The sequence below is a fragment of the Streptomyces sp. NPDC031265 genome (assembly GCF_055570295.1).
Map to the genome: position 1 here is coordinate 117,293 of NZ_JBVIHM010000023.1, position 19,765 is coordinate 137,057.

General features: G+C 73.7%; 12 protein-coding genes. 3 read left to right on the plus strand and 9 right to left on the minus strand.

From position 1 onward, the window contains the following. Nucleotides 1–108 precede the first annotated feature (108 nt). The 3 genes from ACZ499_RS29350 to ACZ499_RS29360 all read right to left on the minus strand — a co-directional run bounded on the left by ACZ499_RS29350 (nt 109) and on the right by ACZ499_RS29360 (nt 5,075). Nucleotides 109–999 carry a hypothetical protein gene (locus ACZ499_RS29350; protein ID WP_468679279.1) on the minus strand — a complete coding sequence of 297 codons (891 nt, stop codon included), beginning with the start codon at nt 997–999 and terminating at the stop codon, nt 109–111. 84 nt (nt 1,000–1,083) lie between these two features. Next, on the minus strand, nt 1,084–4,470 hold the full coding sequence (locus tag ACZ499_RS29355; RefSeq protein ID WP_468679280.1) for an ATP-dependent helicase: 3,387 nt from the start codon (nt 4,468–4,470) through the stop codon (nt 1,084–1,086). A gap of 152 nt (nt 4,471–4,622) precedes the next feature. Next, entirely contained in the window at nt 4,623–5,075 is a 453-nt protein-coding gene (locus ACZ499_RS29360) for an MGMT family protein (protein WP_468679281.1), read from the minus strand. Nucleotides 5,076–5,305: 230 nt separating this feature from the next. Here ACZ499_RS29360 and ACZ499_RS29365 point away from each other — a divergent pair, with 230 nt between their 5' ends. The 3 genes from ACZ499_RS29365 (at nt 5,306) to ACZ499_RS29375 (ending at nt 11,541) form a co-directional block, all read left to right on the plus strand. After that, a complete protein-coding gene (locus tag ACZ499_RS29365; protein WP_468679282.1) occupies nt 5,306–8,194 on the plus strand; it encodes a lysylphosphatidylglycerol synthase transmembrane domain-containing protein in 2,889 nt (962 codons plus the stop codon). 81 nt (nt 8,195–8,275) lie between these two features. Further along, nucleotides 8,276–9,835, plus strand: a complete 1,560-nt coding sequence (locus ACZ499_RS29370; RefSeq protein WP_468679283.1) for an alpha/beta hydrolase — start codon at nt 8,276–8,278, stop codon at nt 9,833–9,835. Nucleotides 9,836–9,984: 149 nt separating this feature from the next. Further along, nucleotides 9,985–11,541 carry an alpha/beta hydrolase gene (locus ACZ499_RS29375; RefSeq protein WP_468679284.1) on the plus strand — a complete coding sequence of 519 codons (1,557 nt, stop codon included), beginning with the start codon at nt 9,985–9,987 and terminating at the stop codon, nt 11,539–11,541. A 41-nt stretch (nt 11,542–11,582) separates the two neighbouring features. On the opposite strand, the gene ACZ499_RS29380 is transcribed toward ACZ499_RS29375, so the two are convergent. From ACZ499_RS29380 to ACZ499_RS29405, 6 genes are all read right to left on the minus strand, one after another. Then, complete coding sequence (locus tag ACZ499_RS29380) at nt 11,583–12,074, minus strand: hypothetical protein (RefSeq protein ID WP_468679285.1); 492 nt, start codon at nt 12,072–12,074, stop codon at nt 11,583–11,585. Nucleotides 12,075–12,200: 126 nt separating this feature from the next. Then, nucleotides 12,201–13,379, minus strand: a complete 1,179-nt coding sequence (moeZ, locus tag ACZ499_RS29385) for an adenylyltransferase/sulfurtransferase MoeZ (RefSeq protein ID WP_468679286.1) — start codon at nt 13,377–13,379, stop codon at nt 12,201–12,203. A gap of 63 nt (nt 13,380–13,442) precedes the next feature. Continuing rightward, nucleotides 13,443–14,192, minus strand: a complete 750-nt coding sequence (locus tag ACZ499_RS29390; protein WP_468679287.1) for a spherulation-specific family 4 protein — start codon at nt 14,190–14,192, stop codon at nt 13,443–13,445. Then, nucleotides 14,180–15,151, minus strand: coding sequence for an NAD-dependent epimerase/dehydratase family protein (locus tag ACZ499_RS29395; protein WP_385533968.1), 972 nt, complete (start codon nt 15,149–15,151; stop codon nt 14,180–14,182). The genes ACZ499_RS29390 and ACZ499_RS29395 overlap by 13 nt, the downstream gene beginning before the upstream one ends. A gap of 82 nt (nt 15,152–15,233) precedes the next feature. After that, nucleotides 15,234–16,799: a hypothetical protein gene (locus tag ACZ499_RS29400; RefSeq protein ID WP_468679288.1), complete on the minus strand. Its 1,566-nt coding sequence runs from the start codon at nt 16,797–16,799 to the stop codon at nt 15,234–15,236. Then, complete coding sequence (locus ACZ499_RS29405) at nt 16,796–19,612, minus strand: DUF3492 domain-containing protein (protein ID WP_468679297.1); 2,817 nt, start codon at nt 19,610–19,612, stop codon at nt 16,796–16,798. Before ACZ499_RS29405 ends, ACZ499_RS29400 begins: the two co-directional genes overlap by 4 nt. Nucleotides 19,613–19,765 lie beyond the last annotated feature (153 nt).

Here is a 19,765-nt window from a genome sequence, read left to right on the forward strand (position 1 = left end):
GGTCCCCGATCGCGCTGGTGTGACGCTCCCCGCACCCCCGCCCGGGACGCGGCCGGCCGTCAGGCCCGGCTCGCGCCCGGGCGTCGGTCCTTCAGCCGGCGTCCGGCCTCAGGCCTTCAGCCCGCCGGTCCCTCCGGAGCCGGAGTCTCCGTCCGGCTTCACGCCGAGCTTCTCCAGGTCCATGACCTGATCGGCGGGCGGAGGAGTGATCGTCACCGGCTTGTCGTAGTCACTGAAGGTGACGGTGCCCGGCTCGTCGCCACCCGTCTCGGCGACCTTCAGCAGACGGGCCGGCCCCTGCTTGGCGACGTACATCGTCACGGCGGAGCCGTCGCTCTTCTTCTTGGTCAGCGTGACGGCGCGCACACCGGCGACGACGGTGTCTGCGCCCTTGGTCATCCCCGTGCGGTCGTCCTTGTCGTCATCCATGCCCGCGACGAGCTCGGAGAGCACGCAGAACTGGCCCATGTCGTCGTCGGAGCTCTTGCCGTGGCGCTTCTTGGACTTCGAAGGGGCCTCCGTCGGCATCTTCATCCAACGGCCCTTGAGGACCTCGACCATGGCGTCGGTCTCCTGCTTCGAGGTGCCGTCCTCCTTGGCCATGGCCCGGTAGAACTTCTCGTCGCCCTTCATGTAGTAGGCCTTGGCGTCGGCCTTGAGTATGCGGGCCGTGCCGCTCTTGACACGCACGCTGCCGGAGCAGTTGCCCACCCGGGTGACCGTGACCTCCAGGCTCATGTGCTCACCGTCGGAGATGCCCGACCCCGCCACCTTCACGGTGTTCGCCGCCTTCGTCACGCCGACCGCCTTCTCGGCGATCGCGTCGGGGGTCATCCCCGCGAACGGGTCCACGGGGGTCGCGGAGGCCGTCGCGGACGGCTTCCTGGCCTCGGAAACGCCCTTGGCCCTGTTGTCACCTTCCTTGCCGCACCCAGCAAGACCGGCGACAGCGGTCGTACCGACCACCGCGACGACCAGGACGTTCCGACTGACCCGCATGCGTCTCTCCTCACGACTGGTGAACCGGAGACATCGTGCGACTGTCGTGCCCCCGTCACTACAGCGGCCCTCCACCCCAAAACGTCACTCCAGCACCTGCCGCCCCTCCGGCTGGGCCGAGCACGACGTACGGAAGGTGCAGTTCGTGCAGTGCTGGCCCGGGTTCGGGGTGAAGTGCTCGTCCAGGACGCGGCCCGCGGCCGTGGCCAGGAGGTCGCCGACCCACTCCCCCGCCAGCGGCTCCTGCGCCTGGACCTTCGGGTAAGCCTCGCCGCCCTCCTTCTTGGGGGCGGGCTGACGCAGATGGACCAGCTCGGCGCCGCCGGACGCGGGGCGCTCGCCCGCGAACGCCTCGTCGACCGCGCCCCGCTCGACCGCCAGCTGATAGACCGCCAGCTGCGGATGCGCGGCCACCTCGTTCGCGGTGGGTGCCTGCTTGCCGGTCTTGAAGTCGACGACATAGGCGCGGCCCGCCTCGTCCCGCTCCACCCGGTCCATGGAGCCGCGGATGCGGACCTCGTACTCGCCCGCCTCCAGCGTCACGTCGAAGTCGTGCTCGGTGGCGACGGGGGTGCGGCCCGTCCGGTCGAGCGTGTGCCAGCGCAGGAAGCGCTCCAGCGCCACGCGCGCGTTGTTCTTCTCCTGGGCCGACTTCCAGGGCGCGTCGAAGGCCAGCGCGTCCCACACCGAGTCCAGCCGTTCCATCAGCACGGCCAAGTCTGCGGGCGTACGTCCGGAGGCGACCTCGTCCGCCAGTACGTGCACGACGTTGCCGAAGCCCTGCGCGGCGGTCGCGGGCGCGTCGGCCTTCACCTCGCGGCCCAGGAACCACTGCAGCGCGCAGGTGTTGGCGAGCTGGTCGAGCGCGCTGCCGGAGAGCACGACCGGGTGATCGCGGTCGCGCAGGGGAACCGCGGAGCGCGTCGGCTCGTTCAACCCCCACCAGCGGTCCGGGTGGGCGGCGGGGACGAGCGGCTGGCCCTCGTCGTCGGTGAGGGCCGCGAGGCGGGCGAGGCGGCGGGCGGCGGCGTCCCGCAGTGCCTCGGACGCCTCCGGGTCGACGGTGGTGGCGCGCAGCTCCGCCACCAGCGCGGCGACGGCCAGCGGGCGGCGGGGCCGACCGGTGACGTCCTTCGGCTCCTCGCCGAGCTCGGCGAGGAAGCGGGAGGGCTGGTCGCCGTCGTCGGCCGGGGCCTTGACCGCCGTCACGACGAGACGGTCGCGCGCGCGGGTGGCGGCGACGTAGAAGAGGCGGCGCTCCTCGGCCAGGAGGGCGCCGGGGGTGAGCGGTTCGGCGAGGCCGTCGCGGCCGATACGGTCGGCCTCCAGGAGCGAGCCGCGGCGGCGCAGGTCGGGCCAGAGCCCTTCCTGGACGCCCGCGACGACGACCAGGCTCCACTCCAGGCCCTTGGAGCGGTGGGCGGTCATGAGGCGTACGGCGTCGGGGCGCACGGCGCGGCGGGTGAGGGTGTCGGCGGCGATGTCCTGGGCGTCGACCTCCTCCAGGAAGTTGAGCGCGCCCCGGCCGCCGGTGCGCTCCTCGGCGCGCGCCGCGGTGTCGAACAGCGCGCATACCGCGTCCAGGTCGCGGTCGGCGTTGCGTCCGGCCGTGCCGCCGCGCAGCGCGGCGCGTTCGAGGCGCTGGGGCCACGGGGTGCCGCTCCACAGCTCCCACAGGGCCTCGGCCGCGGTGCCGCCGCCCTGCAGGAGCTCGCGGGCCTTGCGCAGCAGCGCGCTCAGACGCTGGGCGCCCCGGGCGTACGCGGGGTCGTGCGCGACGAGCCGCTCCGGCTCGGCGAGCACGCGCGCGAGGAGGACGTCGGAGGGCGGCGGCACCCGGTTGCCCGCCGCCCGCTCCTCGTCGCGCAGGGCGCGGCCGAGGCGGCGGATGTCGGCGCTGTCCATGCCGCCGAGGGGCGAGGTGAGCAGGTCGAGGGCGGTTTCGGGGTCGAGCCAGGTGGGCGGGGCGTCATCGGCCGCCTCACTGTCGGCGGTTGCGCCACCGCTCTCCTCGGCCCCCTCCGCCGGACCCAGCAGCGCCGCCGTCGCCACCGCCCGCAGGGCCGTCAGCAGGGGCGTCACCGCGGGCTCGTGGCGCAGGGGGACGTCCGTGCCGTCCACCTCCACCGGGACGCCCGCCGAGGTCAGGGCGCGGCGCAGGGCCGACAGGGCGCGGGTGCCCGCGCGGGTCAGGACCGCCATGTCGTGCCACGGAACGCCCTCTTCCAGATGGGCGCGCCGGACGATGTCCGCGATGTTCTCCAACTCCGTGGAGGCCGTCGGGTAGGTGTACGACTCGACGCGCCCGCCCGCGCGTACCGCCGCCAGCTCGCGGTGCGCCCGTACCTTCTCGGACGGCAGGCGCGGCATCGGCATCCGCCGGGTCAGCAGCCGGGTCGCCTTGAGGAGCGCCTCGCCCGAGCGGCGCGACGTCGTCAGCACCTCGACCGGCGCCGGAGTGCCGTCGGCGCGCGGAAACGTGTCCGGAAAGTCGAGGATCCCGTTGACGTCGGCGCCCCGGAACGCGTAGATCGACTGGTCCGGGTCGCCGAAGGCGACCAGCGTGCGCCCCCCGCCCGCGAGGGCCCGCAGCAGGCGGACCTGAGCCGGGTCGGTGTCCTGGTACTCGTCCACGAACACCGCGTCGTACGCACCGGCCAGAGCGGGCCCGTACGAGGGGGCGCAGGAGGAGATGTGGGACGACGTGCCGGAGTGCGGGGCGCGCTCGGCGAGCAGCACCGCCCGGTGGACCAGCTCCGCGTAGTCCAGTACGCCCTGGAGGTCGAGGACGTCGAGATATTCGGCCAAGAACGCGGCCGCCGCACGCCAGTCGGGGCGGCCGGTGCGCCGGGCGAAGTCGGCCAGCGCGTCCGGTCCCAGGCCCAGCTCCCGGCTGCGGGCGAGCACCGCGCGCACCTCGTCGGCGAAGCCGCGCGTGGTCAGACAGGCGCGCAGTTCGTCGGGCCAGCGGACGGGGCCGAGCCCCTCGCGCTCCAGGCCGAGCTGACCGGCCAGCAGATCGCGCACGGCCACGTCCTGCTCGGGGCCGGACAGCAGTCGCAGCGGCTCGGCGAACAGATCGGCGTCCTGATGGGCGCGGACCAGGGCGTAGCAGTAGGAGTGGAAGGTGGTGGCCTGCGGACCCCGGGTGCCCCCCAGGCGCAGCGCCATCCGGTCGCGGAGCTCCACCGCCGCCTTGCGGCTGAAGGTGAGGACGAGGATCCGCTCGGGGTCCGTCCCGGCGGCCACCCTGGCCGCGACCGCCTCGACGAGCGTCGTGGTCTTGCCGGTGCCCGGTCCGGCGAGGACGAGCAGCGGCCCCCGGCCATGGTCAACCACCGCCCGCTGCCGTGCGTCCAGCAAAGGGGGGTCCACCGGCTTCAGCGGGGTACGTACCAGTCGGTACGCGCCGGCGGACCGCCGTCGTACCTGGGGGTACGTCGTACGCCCGGTGAAGGAGGAGGAGCTCACGTGGATCGCCGGTCCTGGTGGGTGTGCTGGTGATGAGGGTGCGGACGGGGGCCGTGCCGACTGTCGACGGTACGCCGAAGCGCGGCCGGCACGCAGCGAGTCATCCGTACGGGCCTGCGGCCGCCCCCGGCGACGCCCGATGGCCGAAGCTGTCAGATATGAGCCGCCCCGCCGCCGACCTCGCGCTCCGCGCCCGCCGCCCGCGCGGCGACCGCTATCTCTCCGGCGCGCACAGAACGGCTCCCCGCGCCATCGCCATCGCCACCTTCCGCGCCGCCGTCCCAGCGCGCACGGCGCATGTCGAGGCGCGGCAGATGCCCCTCGGCGGCGCGGCTCGCCTCACGCAGCGGCGTGGACTCCTCCCGGTAGTGGCCGAGGGCGCGCAGCTCGTGACCCGGCAGCAGCGCCCCGTCCGAGCGCACCACGCGCCACCACGGCGCGGCGGCGCCGTACAACGCCATGACGCGTCCGACCTGGCGGGGACCGCCCTCGCCCAGCCATTCGGCGACGTCCCCGTACGTCATCACCCGGCCGGGCGGGATCTGCTCGGCGACGTCCAGCACCCGTTCGGCATACTCCGGGAGTTCCGGAAGCTCATCGCTCACCCTGTCCATCCTGCCGTACGCCACCGACAGTGGAGCGGGGAGCAGGCTCCCGTTGGCCGCGCGCACCATGGCCACAGGGCGCGCATCGCACGGCGTACGCCCTCTCGACGCACCCTGATGCCCCCTTGCGGAGCCCGGTCATGCCACCATCATGCGGGCGGTGACCGTTGATACGAGAGCACGAAGACCAGACCGGCGAGACAGCGGACCAGACGGCGAAGGAGCGGGGCGTGCAGCCACCCGAAGCGGCGGCCGGCAGCACCCCGGAGACGGGGGCGCGGTCCGACGTACCCGCTTCCGGCGCGAAGGCCGCGCCCAGCCAGCCGGCCGCGCCCGAGGCCCCGGCCGGCTCCCCCGCGCCCGGCGCCAGGGCCTCGTCCGTGCCCCCCTCCGGCGCCACGGCCACCTCCGCGCTGCGCGGGGCGGCGGAGGAAGGATCCGGGTCCGGCTTCGATGCCTGTGAGGGTTCGGGGGCCATCGAGCGCGTCTCCGTGGACGAACCCCTGCTCCCCGCGCGCGTGCACCGCCCCTCCGACCTCGTACGGCTGATCAGCGGCGTACTGGCCATCGCGATCGTCCTCACCATCGCCGCCATCGCCCACCACACCACGTCCGGTCTCGAACAGGACATCAGCAAGGGCTCGGACCAGGCGCCGGACGTACTGATCCGGCTGGCCGGTCTGGTCTCCTCCATCGCCGTACTGATCCTGCCGGTCGCCTTCGCCATCGAGCGGCTGATCAAACGCGACGGGCTGCGCATCGCGGACGGTGTGCTCGCGGCCGTGCTCGCCCACGGAGCCGCCCTCGCCACCGATCTGTGGGTGGCCAAGTCGGCGCCGGCGTCGATCACCAGCGCGCTCACCCAGCAGTCCGGCACGGGCGGTCTCACCGACCCCGTGCATGGCTATCTCGCCCCGGTCATCGCCTATATGACGGCCGTCGGCATGGCCCGCAGACCGCGCTGGCGGGTCGCCCTGTGGGCGGTCCTGCTGCTCAACTCGTTCGCCGTGCTCGTCGGCGGCCAGACGACCGCGTTCTCGATCCTCGTCACGGTCCTGCTCGGCTGGACGGTCGCCTACGGAACGCTGTACGCGGTGGGGTCGCCCAACGTCCGGCCCACCGGTCAGACCCTCCTCGCCGGGCTGCGCAACGTGGGCTTCCGGCCGCTCACCGCGATGCGCGCCGAGGACGTCCCGGACTCCATGGAACAGGGCGACCGGGGCCGCCGCTACTTCGTGACCCTGGAGGACGCGCCGCCGCTCGACGTCACCGTCGTCGACCGCGAACAGCAGGCCCAGGGCTTCTTCTACCGGGTGTGGCGGCGGCTGACCCTGCGCTCCATCACCACCCGCCGCTCCATCCAGTCACTGCGCCAGGCCCTGGAGCAGGAGGCGCTGCTCGCGTACGCGGCGATCGCGGCCGGGGCGCACGCGCCGAAGCTCATCGCCACCTCCGAGCTCGGCCCGGACGCCGTGATGCTGGTGTACGAGCACACCGGCGGGCGCTCCCTGGACTCGCTGGCCGACGAGGAGATCACCGACGATCTGATGCGCAGCGCCTGGCGGCAGGCGCGCGCGCTGCAGTCGCGGCGCATCGCCCACCGCAGGCTCGCGGGGGACGCGATCCTGGTGGATCGTTCCGGCACGGTCATCCTCACGGATCTGCGCGGCGGCGAGATCGCGGCCGGCGATGTGGTCCTGCGCATGGACATCGCGCAGCTCCTGGTCACCCTGGGGCTGCGGGTCGGCGCCGAGCGCGCGGTGGCCGCCGCCGTGGACGTGCTCGGCCCGGACACCGTCGCCGACAGCCTGCCGCTGCTCCAGCCGATCGCGCTGACCCGCTCCACGCGCGCGACGCTGCGCCGTCTGGCGCGCGAGCAGGCGCAGCGCGAGCGCGAGGCCGTCATCGAGGCCTCGCTCGCGGCCAAGGAGGTACGGGCAGCCGAGGCGGCGGAGGCCAGACAGCGCGAGACCGAGGTGCCGAGCGCACCCGAGCAGCCGTCTGCCGCCGGGGGCGAGCGCAAGGCCGTACGGGCCGAGAGCAAGGCCGTGCGCGCCGAGAAGAAGGCCGATAAAGAAGCCATCGACGAGGCCCTGGAGAACGCGCGCGAGGACGATCTGCTCACCCAGATCCGCGCTCAGGTGCTGCTGATCCGCCCGCAGGCGCCGGTGGAGCCGGTGCGCCTGGAGCGCATCAAGGTGAAGACCCTGCTGACGTTCGTCGCCGGTGCCATCGCCGCGTACTACCTGCTGGTGCAGATCACCCACATCAAGTTCGGCGATCTCGTCGCGAACGCGCAGTGGGGCTGGGTGGCGGCGGCCGTGCTCTTCTCGGCGCTCTCCTACCCGGCGGCGGCGGCGAGCCTGCTGGGCTTCGTCCCCGAGAAGGTGCCGTTCAGACGGGCCGTGATCGCGCAGGTCGCGGGCTCGTTCGTGAAGCTGGTCGCCCCGGCGGCGGTCGGTGGTGTCGCCCTGAACACCCGGTTCCTCCAGCGCGCGGGGGTCCGCCCCGGCCTCGCGGTGGCGAGTGTGGGCGCCTCGCAGCTCTTCGGACTCGCCTCGCACATCTCGCTGCTGCTGGTCTTCGGCTATGTGACGGGCACCGAAAAGACGCCGGACCTGTCGCCGTCCCGGACCGTGATCGCGGGTCTGCTCACGGCGGCGGTGCTGATCCTGGTGGTCACCACCATCCCCTTCCTGCGGAAGTTCGTGGTCACCCGGGTCCGGTCGCTGTTCGCCGGAGTGGTGCCGCGCATGCTGGACGTGCTCCAGCGGCCCCAGAAGCTGCTCACCGGCCTCGGCGGAATACTGCTGATCACGGGCACCTTCGTGATGTGTCTGGACGCGTCCATCCGGGCGTTCGGCTCCGGCGACAACACCCTCAGCTACGCGAGCGTCGCGGTGGTCTTCCTCACCGCCAACGCACTGGGTTCGGCCGCCCCGACGCCGGGCGGTGTCGGCGCGGTCGAGCTGGCACTCTCCACGGCCCTGACCATCGCGGGCCTGCCGGCCGAGACGGCGGCCTCGGCCGTGCTGCTCTACCGGCTGCTCACCTTCTGGCTGCCGGTGCTGCCGGGCTGGCTGTGCTTCAACTATCTGACCCGTAGGGGCGAGCTCTGACGGACCCGCGCAGGGGCCCCGGCCACCCGCATGGCCTGCGGTTTCGCGCGGGTCCCGGCTGACGGGCCCACGATGGGGAGCATGGAGAACTCCGCCGCGCTGCGTGCCGCCTCTCTCGCCACCGCCGCCCTGCTGCTCGCCGCCACCGGGTGCTCCGACAGCGGGACCAAGGAGTCGTCCCCGGCCAAGGCGTCGGCGCTCGCCTCCCAGAAGCTGAACTGGAAGAAGTGCGGCGCGCCCTCCCAGGCGGAGGGGAGCGGGGACGCGCCCTCGCCGCCGCCCGGCGGGGGCGAGTGGAAGTGCGCCACCATGCGCGTGCCCCTCGACTACGACAAGCCCGACGCCGGGTCGGTCGAGCTCGCGCTCATCCGGGCCGAGGCCCGCGAGAAGGACAAGCGCATCGGGTCGCTGATCTTCAACTTCGGCGGCCCGGGCGGCTCCGGGGTGACCACCCTGCCCGCCGCGGCGGGCGACTACGACAAACTCAGGGCCCGCTACGACCTGGTGAGCTTCGACCCGCGCGGGGTCGGCTCCAGCGCACCAGTGGAGTGCGAGAGCGACAGCCAGCTCGACCGCTACTTCGCGCAGGACTTCATGCCGGACGGCGCGGCCGAGGAGAAGTCCCTCACCGACAACATGAAGTCGTTCGCCGCGACCTGCCAGTCCAACTCGGGGCGGGTCCTTCCCCATGTCGGCACCACCAGCGCCGCGCGCGACATGGATCTGATGCGCCAGGTCCTGGGCGACGACAAGTTGTACTACTTCGGCATCTCCTACGGGACCGAACTGGGCGGGGTGTACGCCCACTTGTTCCCCAAGAACGTCGGCCGGGCCGTCTTCGACGCCGTCGTCGACCCCACCAGCACCGCCGAGCAGGGCGCGCTCGGTCAGGCCAAGGGCTTCCAGCTCGCCCTCGACAACTTCGCCCAGGACTGCGTGGACCGGGGCGACAGGTGCCAGCTGGCCGGATCCGACGTGAAGGAGGTCGAGGCCGGCATCGTCAAGCTCCTCGACGGCCTCGACAAGCAGCCCATCCCGGGCAGCGGCACCCGCATGCTGACGCAGACCGAGGCGACCAACGGCATCGCCCAGGCCCTCTACTCCAAGGAGTACTGGCAGCTCCTGGAGCAGGGCGTGGACGAGGCGGAGGGCGGGAACGGCGCCCTCCTCCTCGCCCTGTCCGACGCGATGAACGGCCGGGCCAAGGATGGCACCTACAGCAACATCCAGGCGGCCAACACCGCCATCAACTGTGCTGATTTCAAGGATCGTTACTCACTGGACCAAACGAAGGCCAAGCTGCCCGAGTTCCGCAAGGCGTCCCCCGTTTTCGGCGACTTCCTCGGCTGGGGCCTGCTGGGCTGCACCGCCTGGTCCGTGCCCGGCCAGTGGAGCACCCCCGACGTGAGCGCGCCGGGCGCGGCGCCGATCGTGATCGTCGGCAACACCGGCGACCCGGCCACGCCGTACGAGGGTGCCAAGCACATGGCGGAGAAGCTCGGGCCGGGCGTCGGGGTGGAGCTGACGTACAAGGGGCAGGGGCACGGGGCGTACAACAGCGGCAGCAAGTGCGTGCAGGACGCGGTGAACACGTATCTGCTGGACGGCAAGGCCCCGGCGGCCGGGGCGGTCTGCCAGTAGCCCGGGCGAGCTCCCGACCCGCGCCGGACGGGGCTCGGGGCCGGTTCCGCGTGGGGTTCGGGGCCCGTGCCGGGCGGGCTCACGGGGCGTTGTCAGTGGGTCCGCCTACGATGACTGGACTTGATTGACTCGGCCTGCGGGGGGCGTCCATGAACGGTCTTGTACGTGTACGGGCAGGAGCGCTGGCCGCCGTCGCCGTGCTGGCGGCCGGGCTGCTCGCGGGCTGCGACTCCGGCGGGAAGGCCTCCAGCGCCACTCCCCCGCCGAAGAGCACGGCCTCGGCCGCGCCGACACGGAGCACGGACGACAAGGCGCGGGTGCTTCCGGACGCGCTCACCGGGCAGCGGCCGCGCTGGAGTTCGTGCAAGAGCTCGGGATGGCAGTGCGCCGAGGTCAAGGTGCCGCTGGACTACGCGAAGCCGGCCGGTGACACCATCTCCGTCGCGCTCGTGCGCAAGCAGGCGCGCGACAAGGACAAGCGGATCGGCTCGCTGCTCTTCAACTTCGGCGGCCCCGGCGGCTCAGGCGTGGAGATCCTGCCGCAGGCCGCGGACACCTTCCGCTCCCTCAACTCCCGCTACGACCTCGTCGGTTTCGACCCGCGCGGCGTCGCCAAGAGCTCCGGCGTGGTGTGCCGCGACGACAAGGAACAGGCGGACGCCGAGCGGCGGATCGACGCCACCCCGGACACCCCGGCCGAGGAGGCGGCCTTCCTCAAGGACGGCGCCGACTTCGGCGCGGGCTGCGCACGCCGCTCCGGGAAGGTCCTGCCGTATGTGGGGACGAGCAACGCGGCCCGGGACATGGACCTGCTCCGCCAGGTCCTCGGCGACGCGAAGCTCAACTACTTCGGAATATCGTACGGAACCGAACTGGGCGGCACCTACGCCCACTTGTTCCCGCACAACGTGGGGCGGACCGTCCTGGACGCGGTGGTCGACCCGACCGCCGACACGGTGGGCCACGCCCGGAACCAGGCCACCGGCTTCCAGCGGGCGCTCGACGACTACGTGAAATCGACCGGCCAGGACCCGAAGGCGGGCACCGAGCGGATCGCGAAACTCCTGTCGCGGCTCGACGAGCGGCCGCTGCCCACGGCGGGCGGGCGCGAGCTCAACCAGAGCCTCGCACTGACCGGCATCGTCATGCCGCTGTACTCGAAGGAGAGCTGGCCCTACCTCACCCAGGCGCTCACGGAGGCCCAGGAGCGCGGCACCGGCAATCTGCTGCTCGCAATGGCCGACTCGTACAACGACCGTTCCAAGAACGGCCGTTACGGGACGCAGAGCCACTCGCAGCGGGCGATCTCCTGCGACGACAGCAAGGCCCGGCCGACCGCCGCGCAGGCGAGGGCGCTGCTGCCCGAGTTCCGCAGGATATCGCCGGTCTTCGGGGAGTTCCTGGCCTGGGACACGGCCGGCTGGTGTGCGAACTGGCCGGTGCCGGGCGAGCGGGACGTGCCGGAGGCGAGCGCCCCGGGGGCGGGTCCGGTGCTGGTGGTGGGCACCACCGGCGACCCGGCGACCCCGTACGAGGGCGCGAAGAAGATGGCGGACAAGCTGGGCGCGGGAGTGGGGGTGCTGCTGACCAACAAGGGCGAGGGCCACGGCGCGTACACCAAGGGCAACACCTGTGTGGTGCGGACCGTCGACGCGTATCTGCTGGAGGGCAAGGCCCCGGCGAACGGGACCGTCTGCTCGTCCTAGCGGACCGGGGGCGGCCGGGCTCCGGTCCTGCCGGGCGGCCGTCAGGCGCGGGCGCGCTTGAGGGTGCGCAGGATCAGCCACTGGTCACCCCAGGCCATCGCCGTGCCCAGCACCGCCATCACGATTCCGACGACGAGGCTGCCGCTCGCCGCGCCCATCGCGAGGCCGGCGAGGCTCAGGCCGAAACGGACCGCGAAGCGGACGCCGAGCAGGCCGAGGGCGAGCAGACGGGTGCGCTTGTTCTTCCAGAGCGCCCTCATGTAGCGCATCCGGGCGCGGAGCACGGTGAGCGTGAGGGCGATGTTCAGGACGGCCACGACCGGGATCAGCCAGTAGACCACCGGGTACGCGCGGGCGATGTCGAAGACCCCGGCGAAGCAACCGACCAGCGGGAAGTACCAGTTGGGCAGACCCTTGATCTCCGGCTGCGCCGTGGCCCCGGTCTGCACCGAGGTCCCGGTCCGCTCCTCGGTCCCCGTCCGGGCCTCGGTTCCAGCCGTGCGGACCTGGTTCTCGATTGCCACCGTGCTCATCACAGTGCCCCCTTCGCGTGCGCTCTCCCGCTGACAGGAAAGAGCTTCGCTCAGGGGGCACCGGCCACGGCAGAGATGACCGTCCCGGGTCCCGCAGGACAAATGTCCTGCGGCCCGGGATCAGTATCAGTAGACAGGCTTCTCCGGCTCGATCTGGTGGACCCAGCCGATCACGCCGCCGCCGACGTGGACCGCGTCCGCGAAGCCCGCGGACTTCAGGACCGCGAGCACCTCGGCCGAGCGGACGCCCGTCTTGCAGTGCAGCACGATGCGCTTGTCCTGCGGCAGGTCCTGGAGTGCGTTGCCCATCAGGAACTCGTTCTTCGGGATCAGCTTGGCGCCCGGGATGGAGACGATCTCGTACTCGTTCGGCTCGCGGACGTCGATGATCTCGATCTTCTCGTCGGCGTCGATCCACTCCTTGAGCTGCCGGGGAGTGATCGTCGAGCCGAGTGCCGCCTCCTGGGCCTCCTCGGACACGACGCCGCAGAAGGCCTCGTAGTCGATGAGCTCGGTGACGGTCGGGTTCTCGCCGCAGATCGCGCAGTCCGGGTCCTTGCGGACCTTCACCTGGCGGTACTGCATCTCCAGGGCGTCGTAGATCATCAGACGGCCGACCAGCGGTTCGCCGACGCCCGCGAGGACCTTGATCGCCTCGGTGACCTGGATGGAGCCGATAGACGCGCAGAGCACACCCAGGACGCCGCCCTCGGCGCAGGACGGGACCATGCCCGGCGGCGGGGGCTCCGGGTAGAGGCAGCGGTAGCAGGGCCCGTACTCGGACCAGAAGACCGAGGCCTGGCCGTCGAACCGGTAGATCGAGCCCCACACGTACGGCTTGTCGAGCAGCACGCACGCGTCGTTGACGAGGTACCGGGTGGCGAAGTTGTCCGTGCCGTCGACGATCAGGTCGTACTGGCTGAAGATGTCCATCACGTTCTCGGCTTCGAGCCGCTCTTCGTGCAGGACCACGTTCACGTACGGGTTGATCCCCAGGACCGAGTCCTTGGCGGACTCGGCCTTGGAGCGGCCGATGTCGGCCTGGCTGTGGATGATCTGGCGCTGCAGGTTCGACTCGTCGACCTCGTCGAACTCGACGATGCCGAGCGTGCCGACACCGGCGGCGGCCAGGTACATCAGGGCCGGCGAACCGAGGCCGCCGGCGCCCACACAGAGCACCTTGGCGTTCTTCAGCCGCTTCTGCCCGTCCATCCCGACATCGGGAATGATCAGGTGGCGCGAGTACCTGCGGACCTCGTCTACGGTGAGCTCGGCAGCCGGCTCTACCAAGGGTGGCAGCGACACGGAAACTCCGTCGGTCGGTATGTCAGTACGGTTGTTCTTCCCGCAACACTGCCACGCCGCTTCTCATTCCGAGATACCCGGTCCGATACGCGAGACGATTTCGTCCCAGTAGCCGGGCAGTGTCTCGAATGGGTTCATTTGTCCCCCGTCGTCGCCGCGGTCGGTGAAGTAGATCGTCCCCGCGCCCTGCCAGCGGGCGATCCGCAGGGCCTCGTCGAGGTGGGTGCGGGGCACCCCGTGGACGAAGTGGCAGAAGCGCTCCTCCGGGTAGTCGGCGGTCCACTCGGCCACCTGCGACCACCGGTACCGGCTCCATGGGCCGGTGAAGGTGACGAGCTGGTCGGCGGTCTCCGCGTAGCCGGGGTACGGGTAGGCGCCCTGACCGAGGACCAGGTGGGCCCCCTCACGCAGGGCTCGCAGGGTCGACACCGTGCGTCGCACCTCCGGCAGCGCGTCCCGGTCCGTGGGACATCGGTCCAGGAGGAAGCCGTCGACGCGGTACCAGTCGAGGAACCGGTGTGCGTCGGAGATCTGCTCGCCGAAGGAGCGGGTCCCGTACGCGGTGTCGAGGTGGCCCAGGACGCGGATGCCCGCGTTGCGCAGCTTTCCGGCGGCCTCCAGGCAGTGCGGGTCGGGCCTCGTGCCCGGGCCGTCGGCGACGTTCAGCACCGCCCAGTGCAGCGGGGTGCCCGGGCGGGTCAGCTCGGCCCACTCGACCGGGGCGACCAGCGGGTGCGCACAGCCGGGGACTCCGAACCCGAGCCGCCCGGAGGTCGCCTCGCGCGGGGACCCGGTGGTGGTCAGATGCGGCACGCCGCCTCCATCCAGATGTCGGCCAGGGACTCCTCCAGGTTGATCCGGGGCCGCCAGCCGAGCCGGTCGCGCGCGGTGCGGACGTCGGCCTGCTGCCAGCTGCCGCAGCCGTCGGGGTACGGGGCCTGGGGGGCTGCCAGATGCTCCAGGACGGCGTCGGCGGAGGGGCGGGGGGCGCCGATGACTCCCGGCCGCAGGCCCGGCCCGGCGTCCAGTTCGTGCAGCGCGCCGCCGTACCCGGCGACCCGGGCGAGGACGGCGGCCGCGTCGCGCAGCTTCACCGAGCGGCCGGTCCCGATGTTGACGACGCCCTGGGCGGCCGAGAGGGAGGCGGCGTGCACGGCGCGGGCCACGTCGCGGACGTCCACGAAGTCGCGCTGCACTCCGAGCCCGGCGAGTTTGAGTTCGCCGTCGCCGGACTGCATGGCCCGGCGCATCGCCTCGGCGAGGCGGCCGAGCGGGGATCCGGCGGGGGTGCCCGGCCCGACCGGTGAGAAGACCCGCAGCACGATGGCGTCCAGGCCCGAGCCGAGGACCAGCTCGGTTCCGGCGAGCTTGCTCACGCCGTACGGGCCGCCGGGGCGCGGCACGGCGTCCTCGGCGGTGGAGGACCCCGGCTGGGAGGGCCCGTATTCGGAGGCGCAGCCGAGCTGGACCAGGCGGGCGCCGCAGCCGCTGCGGCGCAGGGCCTCGCAGACGGTGGCGACGGCGACCGTGTTGTGCCGGGTCAGCTCGCGGGCGCCGCCGCGGGTGGCGCCGGCGCAGTTGATGACGACCCCGGGGTGGACGGCGTCCAGGAAGCGGGTGAGAGCTCCCGGGCTGCCGGAGGCGAGGTCGAACCGTACGTCGGCGTCGTCGCCGCGCCCGAGCGCGGTGAGCTGGACTGCCGGGTCGGCGAGCAGGCGGTCGGCGACGAAACGGCCCAGATATCCGTTGGCACCGAGCAGTAGCACCCTCATCGCGCGGCCTTTCCGTGCGGTCGGCAGGAGGCCGGGGGCAGGGCGGTCATGTGTCTCGTTCTCCTTCGGGCATCAGTGCGCGTCAATGCGTGTAGTGCTGTTCGGGGGTCGATGGGCGTGCGGAGTGGGCCGAGGCGCGGGCAAGGACCGCGGTGGCCCTGGCGAGCAGGGCGAGGGCGGCGGTGCCGCAGACGGCGGCCGGGACGGCTCCCGCGCCGCCCGCCTCGACGACGGCGGTCACCGGGCGGGCGAGGACGCCGCAGCCCGGCAGGCGGCCGGCGAGCACCAGGGCGAGGGCGGCCGCCTCGGCGCAGGCCGCCGCCCGCAGCCCGGCGGCGGCGGCCGGTGCGAAGCCGTGCAGGGCGAGCAGCCGCGCCAGGAAGAGCAGCGCGCCGGGTGCGGCGGCGGACGCGAACGAGCCGTGCCCGTACGCGAGTCGGCCGGTCAGCAGGACGGCGGCGAGGACGGACAGGAACAGGGCGACCGCGCCGAGCAGGAGCGGGCGGGAGCGGCCGGCGAACTCCTCCAGGCCGCGGCTGGTCGCGAGGCCGCGCCGGGCACGTACGGCGAAGAGGCGGGCGCACCAGGTGGCGGGGGCGACGGCCAGGGTGAGACCGACTGCGGCCGCCGGGTCGGCGGCCCAGCCGTCGGGGCCGGTGGGGCCGCCGTCCGGGCCACCCGCGACCAGTGCATCCAGGAGGCCGTTGCCCGCCACGGCGTACGCGGCGAGCCAGAGCGCCCACGGCAGCCCGGCGCCGCGGCCGGTCCGCAGGGGGCCGCGCCGGACGGCGTACGCGAGGGCGGCGCCGACGGCGGCGGTCCCGGCGCCGATCACGGCGAGCCGTGCCCCGCCGACGGTGAGCCGGCTCGCGGCCACGGTGACGGCGCACAGGGCGCCCGGCAGCAGCGCGCGCAGCACCCGGAACACCCGCCCGGCGGGCTGGGGCGCGGGCCCCAGGTCGTGGCGCGGCGGTTCGGTGCCGCGCGGCACGCGCGCGTAGAGCTCCTCGGCGAGCGAGAACACGTCCCGGTGTCGGAAGCGGGCGGCGGTCCGGTCGGTCACCCCGTGCGCTTCGAGCCCGGCGGCGATCTCCAGCGGGTCGACGGCCCGCTCGCACAGTACCCGGTGCCGGTGCATGAGCGCCTTCACAGGGTCGGCGGAGCCTCGACGGGCGCGGGGGCGGGGGGCGGACGCGGGGGGTTGGTCCGGGGCCGAGGGCCTCCGGGATGCGGCGGACTCCTCGGCCTCGGTGGGCTCTTGGGCCGCGACAGGCTCCTGGGCCGCAGCCGGATTACGGGCCGCAGAGGGCCCCGGATCTTCCTGGGGTGCCGGGCCCTCCGAGGTCGCCGGAGCATCCCAGGACGAACCGGCCGCAGGGCGGGAGGAGTTGGCGGTGGCGGGCCCCTGCCGCGCCGTGCCCGCTGCTCCCGTTGCGCTCGCCGTGCCCGTCGAACCGCCCTCCCCCGAGGCCGAGTTGGGCCTCGGGACCGGGAGGCGCTGACCTCGTACGCCTGTGGGGCGCTTGCGGATCGGATCGGCCAGCAGGGCCTCCGAGCGGATGTCCCAGGCGCCCGCGCTCTCGGGGGCGCGCGGGATGTCGTTGTCGGCGGGGCCGTCCGTCGGCCGGGTCGTCGGGGGGCGGGTCATCGTGTCGCCTCCTCGGCGTGGGCGGAGCCGGAGCGGCCGATGTGGGGCGGGGTCGGGCCGGGGCCGCTCGGGTCCGAAGGGGTCGGGGCCGAGGAGGTCGGGGCCGAGGGGGTCGGGGTCGAGTGTCCGGGCGCGGTACGGGAGGGGCCGGAGTGCCCAGTCGTGGAGTGGCCTGATCCGGCGGGGGCGCCGGGGTCGGCCGCTGCCGCGCCGGACGGGTCCGGGTCCGTGGCGCGGCCGGTCGCGCGGACCGAGCCCGCACTCCTCGCCCCGCCGCCGCACGCACCCGCGTCCGCCCAGCCCGGGGAGTACCCGGCGGCCTTGGACGGGGCGGCCAGGGCCGCCCAGCTGCCCGGGACGTGGGCCTCGGCCGGGTGGGCGAACGGCACCGGGTCGCCACTCTCGTCCACGGTCTCCCGGCGCACCGGGCAGTGGGACATCAGCTCCAGGTAAATGCCGCGAAATGCCGCGAGGTTCTGCTCGACCGTGAAGAGTTCGAGCGCGCGGGCACGGGCGGCGGCGCCGAGCCGTTCGCGCCGTTCGGGGTCGCGCAGCAGCGCCACGCACGCGTCGGCCAGCGCACGCGGGTTGCGCGGCGGCACCACGAGGCCCGTGCCGCCGATGACCTCGACCACCGCGCCCGCGTCCGTGGAGACCGTGGCCCGGCCGCAGAACATCGCCTCGACAAGGCTGACGGGGAAACCCTCGACGACGCTGGAGAGCACGACGACGCTGCCGCCGGCGTACGCGTCGGCCAGCTCCGGCGCGCCGGGGCCGCCGATCTCCTCGAAGGAGACCGGGTTGTCCCCGACCGCGTGGGCGTCCACGGCCTCGTCGGGGAAGAGCTGGGCCGCGAGGGCGCGGCAGTGGGCGAGGTAGGCGGCGGACTCGGGCGACAGGGGGGAGGCGGGAGCGCCGGATCCGTGGGCCCCGACGCCGTGGCCGGAGCCGCCCGCGTATCCCGGGCTGACCCCGTAACCAGGCGCAGCCCCGTACGCCGGGCCTGTCTCATACCCCTGGCCGACCCCGTATCCCGGGCGGACCCCGTATCCCGGGCCGTCGCCCCCGTACGCCGATCCGGCGCCATACCCCGAACCGACCCCGTAGGACGGTCCCTCTCCGTACCTCGAACCGGCCGCAAGGCCCGACCCGGCCCCGTAGCCCGAACCGCCCGCGTACCCCGAACCGCCCGACCCGCCGGAACGGCCCGCGCCGAACCCGTGGCCCGCCCCGTCGTACCCGGCGGAGCCCCGCCCGCCCGCACCGAACCCATGGGCGCCGCCGCCAGAAGCACCGCCACCGAAAACCGCCCCGCCGAACCCGGCCGAGCCGAACCCCGCCGAGCCGAACCCGCGAGCGCCACCGCCGAACCCGGCACCGCCGCCGTCCCCCACGGAGTCCCGCCCGGCCCGCCGGGCGCCGTACCCGCCGACCGCGCCCCCACCGCACCCCCCGCCCGGTGCGGCCCCGGACGCCTGGCCCGCGTAGAAGATCCGCAGGCGCGCGTCCGGCACCGCGCGGCGGACCTCCGCGAAGGCGTGGAGCAGGGCGATGAGGTCCTTGGTCGGGTCGATGCGGCCGACCCAGACCAGCGTGGCGGGGTCGCCCCCGCTCGTGTCCTCGCCGACCGTCCGGAAGCGGTCGGCGGCCATGCCGGGGTACACCGTGCGCAGCTTGGCGCGTTCGGCGCCGCACTTCTCCTGCCAGCGGCGGGTATGGGTGTTGCCGGGGGTGATGAGCGCGGCCCGCTCGTACACCTCGGCGGCGAGCCGCCGGTGGAACGCGGCCATCAGCGCCCGCACCGGGACGCGTGCGTCGCCCGCCGCGAGGTACTGGGCGCGCAGCTGCGCCCCGTACTCGGTGACCAGCAGCGGAACTCCGAAGAAGCGGTTGGCCAGCAGTCCCGGGAGGGCGGCGGAGCCGCCTCCGGCCGCATGGCAGAGGTCGACGTCGCCGAGGCCCGCCGCGTCGTACCAGTCGAGCGAGAGGGGGCGCAGGGCGCGCTCCAGGAGGTCGGCGAAGGCCAGGTAGTCGGGGACGCGCGCGGCCTGCACCGCGCGGCTCGCGCCGGGGGTGCGGCAGGCGGCCTCCAGTACGCGCACGGCTGTCTCGGAGCGCAGGGCGGCGGACAGCCCGCCGCACTCGTGGGCGAGGTCGGCCAGTCCGTACAGCGCCTCCGCGAACCGCGACGACCCGCCGGTGGGGGCGGTACCGACAACCGGCGCGCCGCCTGTGGCAGCGGTACTCACGACCGGCTCCGCGCCCGTGGCACCCGTGCCGACGACCACCTTCCCTCCCATGGCGAGGGCGTCGAAGGAGACGGTCAGGTCGGTGATGGTCAGGGCATTCGGGTCCGAGGCGCCGCCTCCGCTCCCGTCCGGCCGCTGCCCGGGCACTCCCCTCAACAGCCCTTCCCGGCCGGGCACCCCGTTCCGCGCGCGCCCCACCGCGTCCCGTCCCGAGGACGCGTTCCCGCTGTCCGCGCCACCCGGTCCCGCCATGCAGATCGCTCCGGCCAGTTCGCGGAAGCAGGTGGCGAAGCGGTGCCGCTCGCGGCGGCCGAGGCGGCGGGGCGGCTGCGCGCTCGTGTGGGAGTGCGCCCACTCCTCCGGGGCCCACAGCGGGGCCGTGCGCACCCGGCGGACCTGGGGCGGCAGGGCCACCCAGCCGCGTTCCTCCTGGGCCGCAGTGCGGCTCAGCGCGTATATGTCGAACTCGTGCCGCGCGAGCCCGCGCACGAGCCGGTCGCACCACAGCCCGGACTCGCCGGTCGTGTACGGATACCCGCCGTCGGTGAGCAGTCCGATCCGCAATGTACGCACCCCCGATCTCCCTGGTGGGCGGCCGCCGTTGCACCGGCGACTCGCAGCGGGATGAACGTAAGCGGATACGACGGTGGGGGGGGGGGGGGGGGGGGGGGGGGGGGGGGGGGGGGGGGGGGGAATAGGGCTCCCCTCTCTCATCGT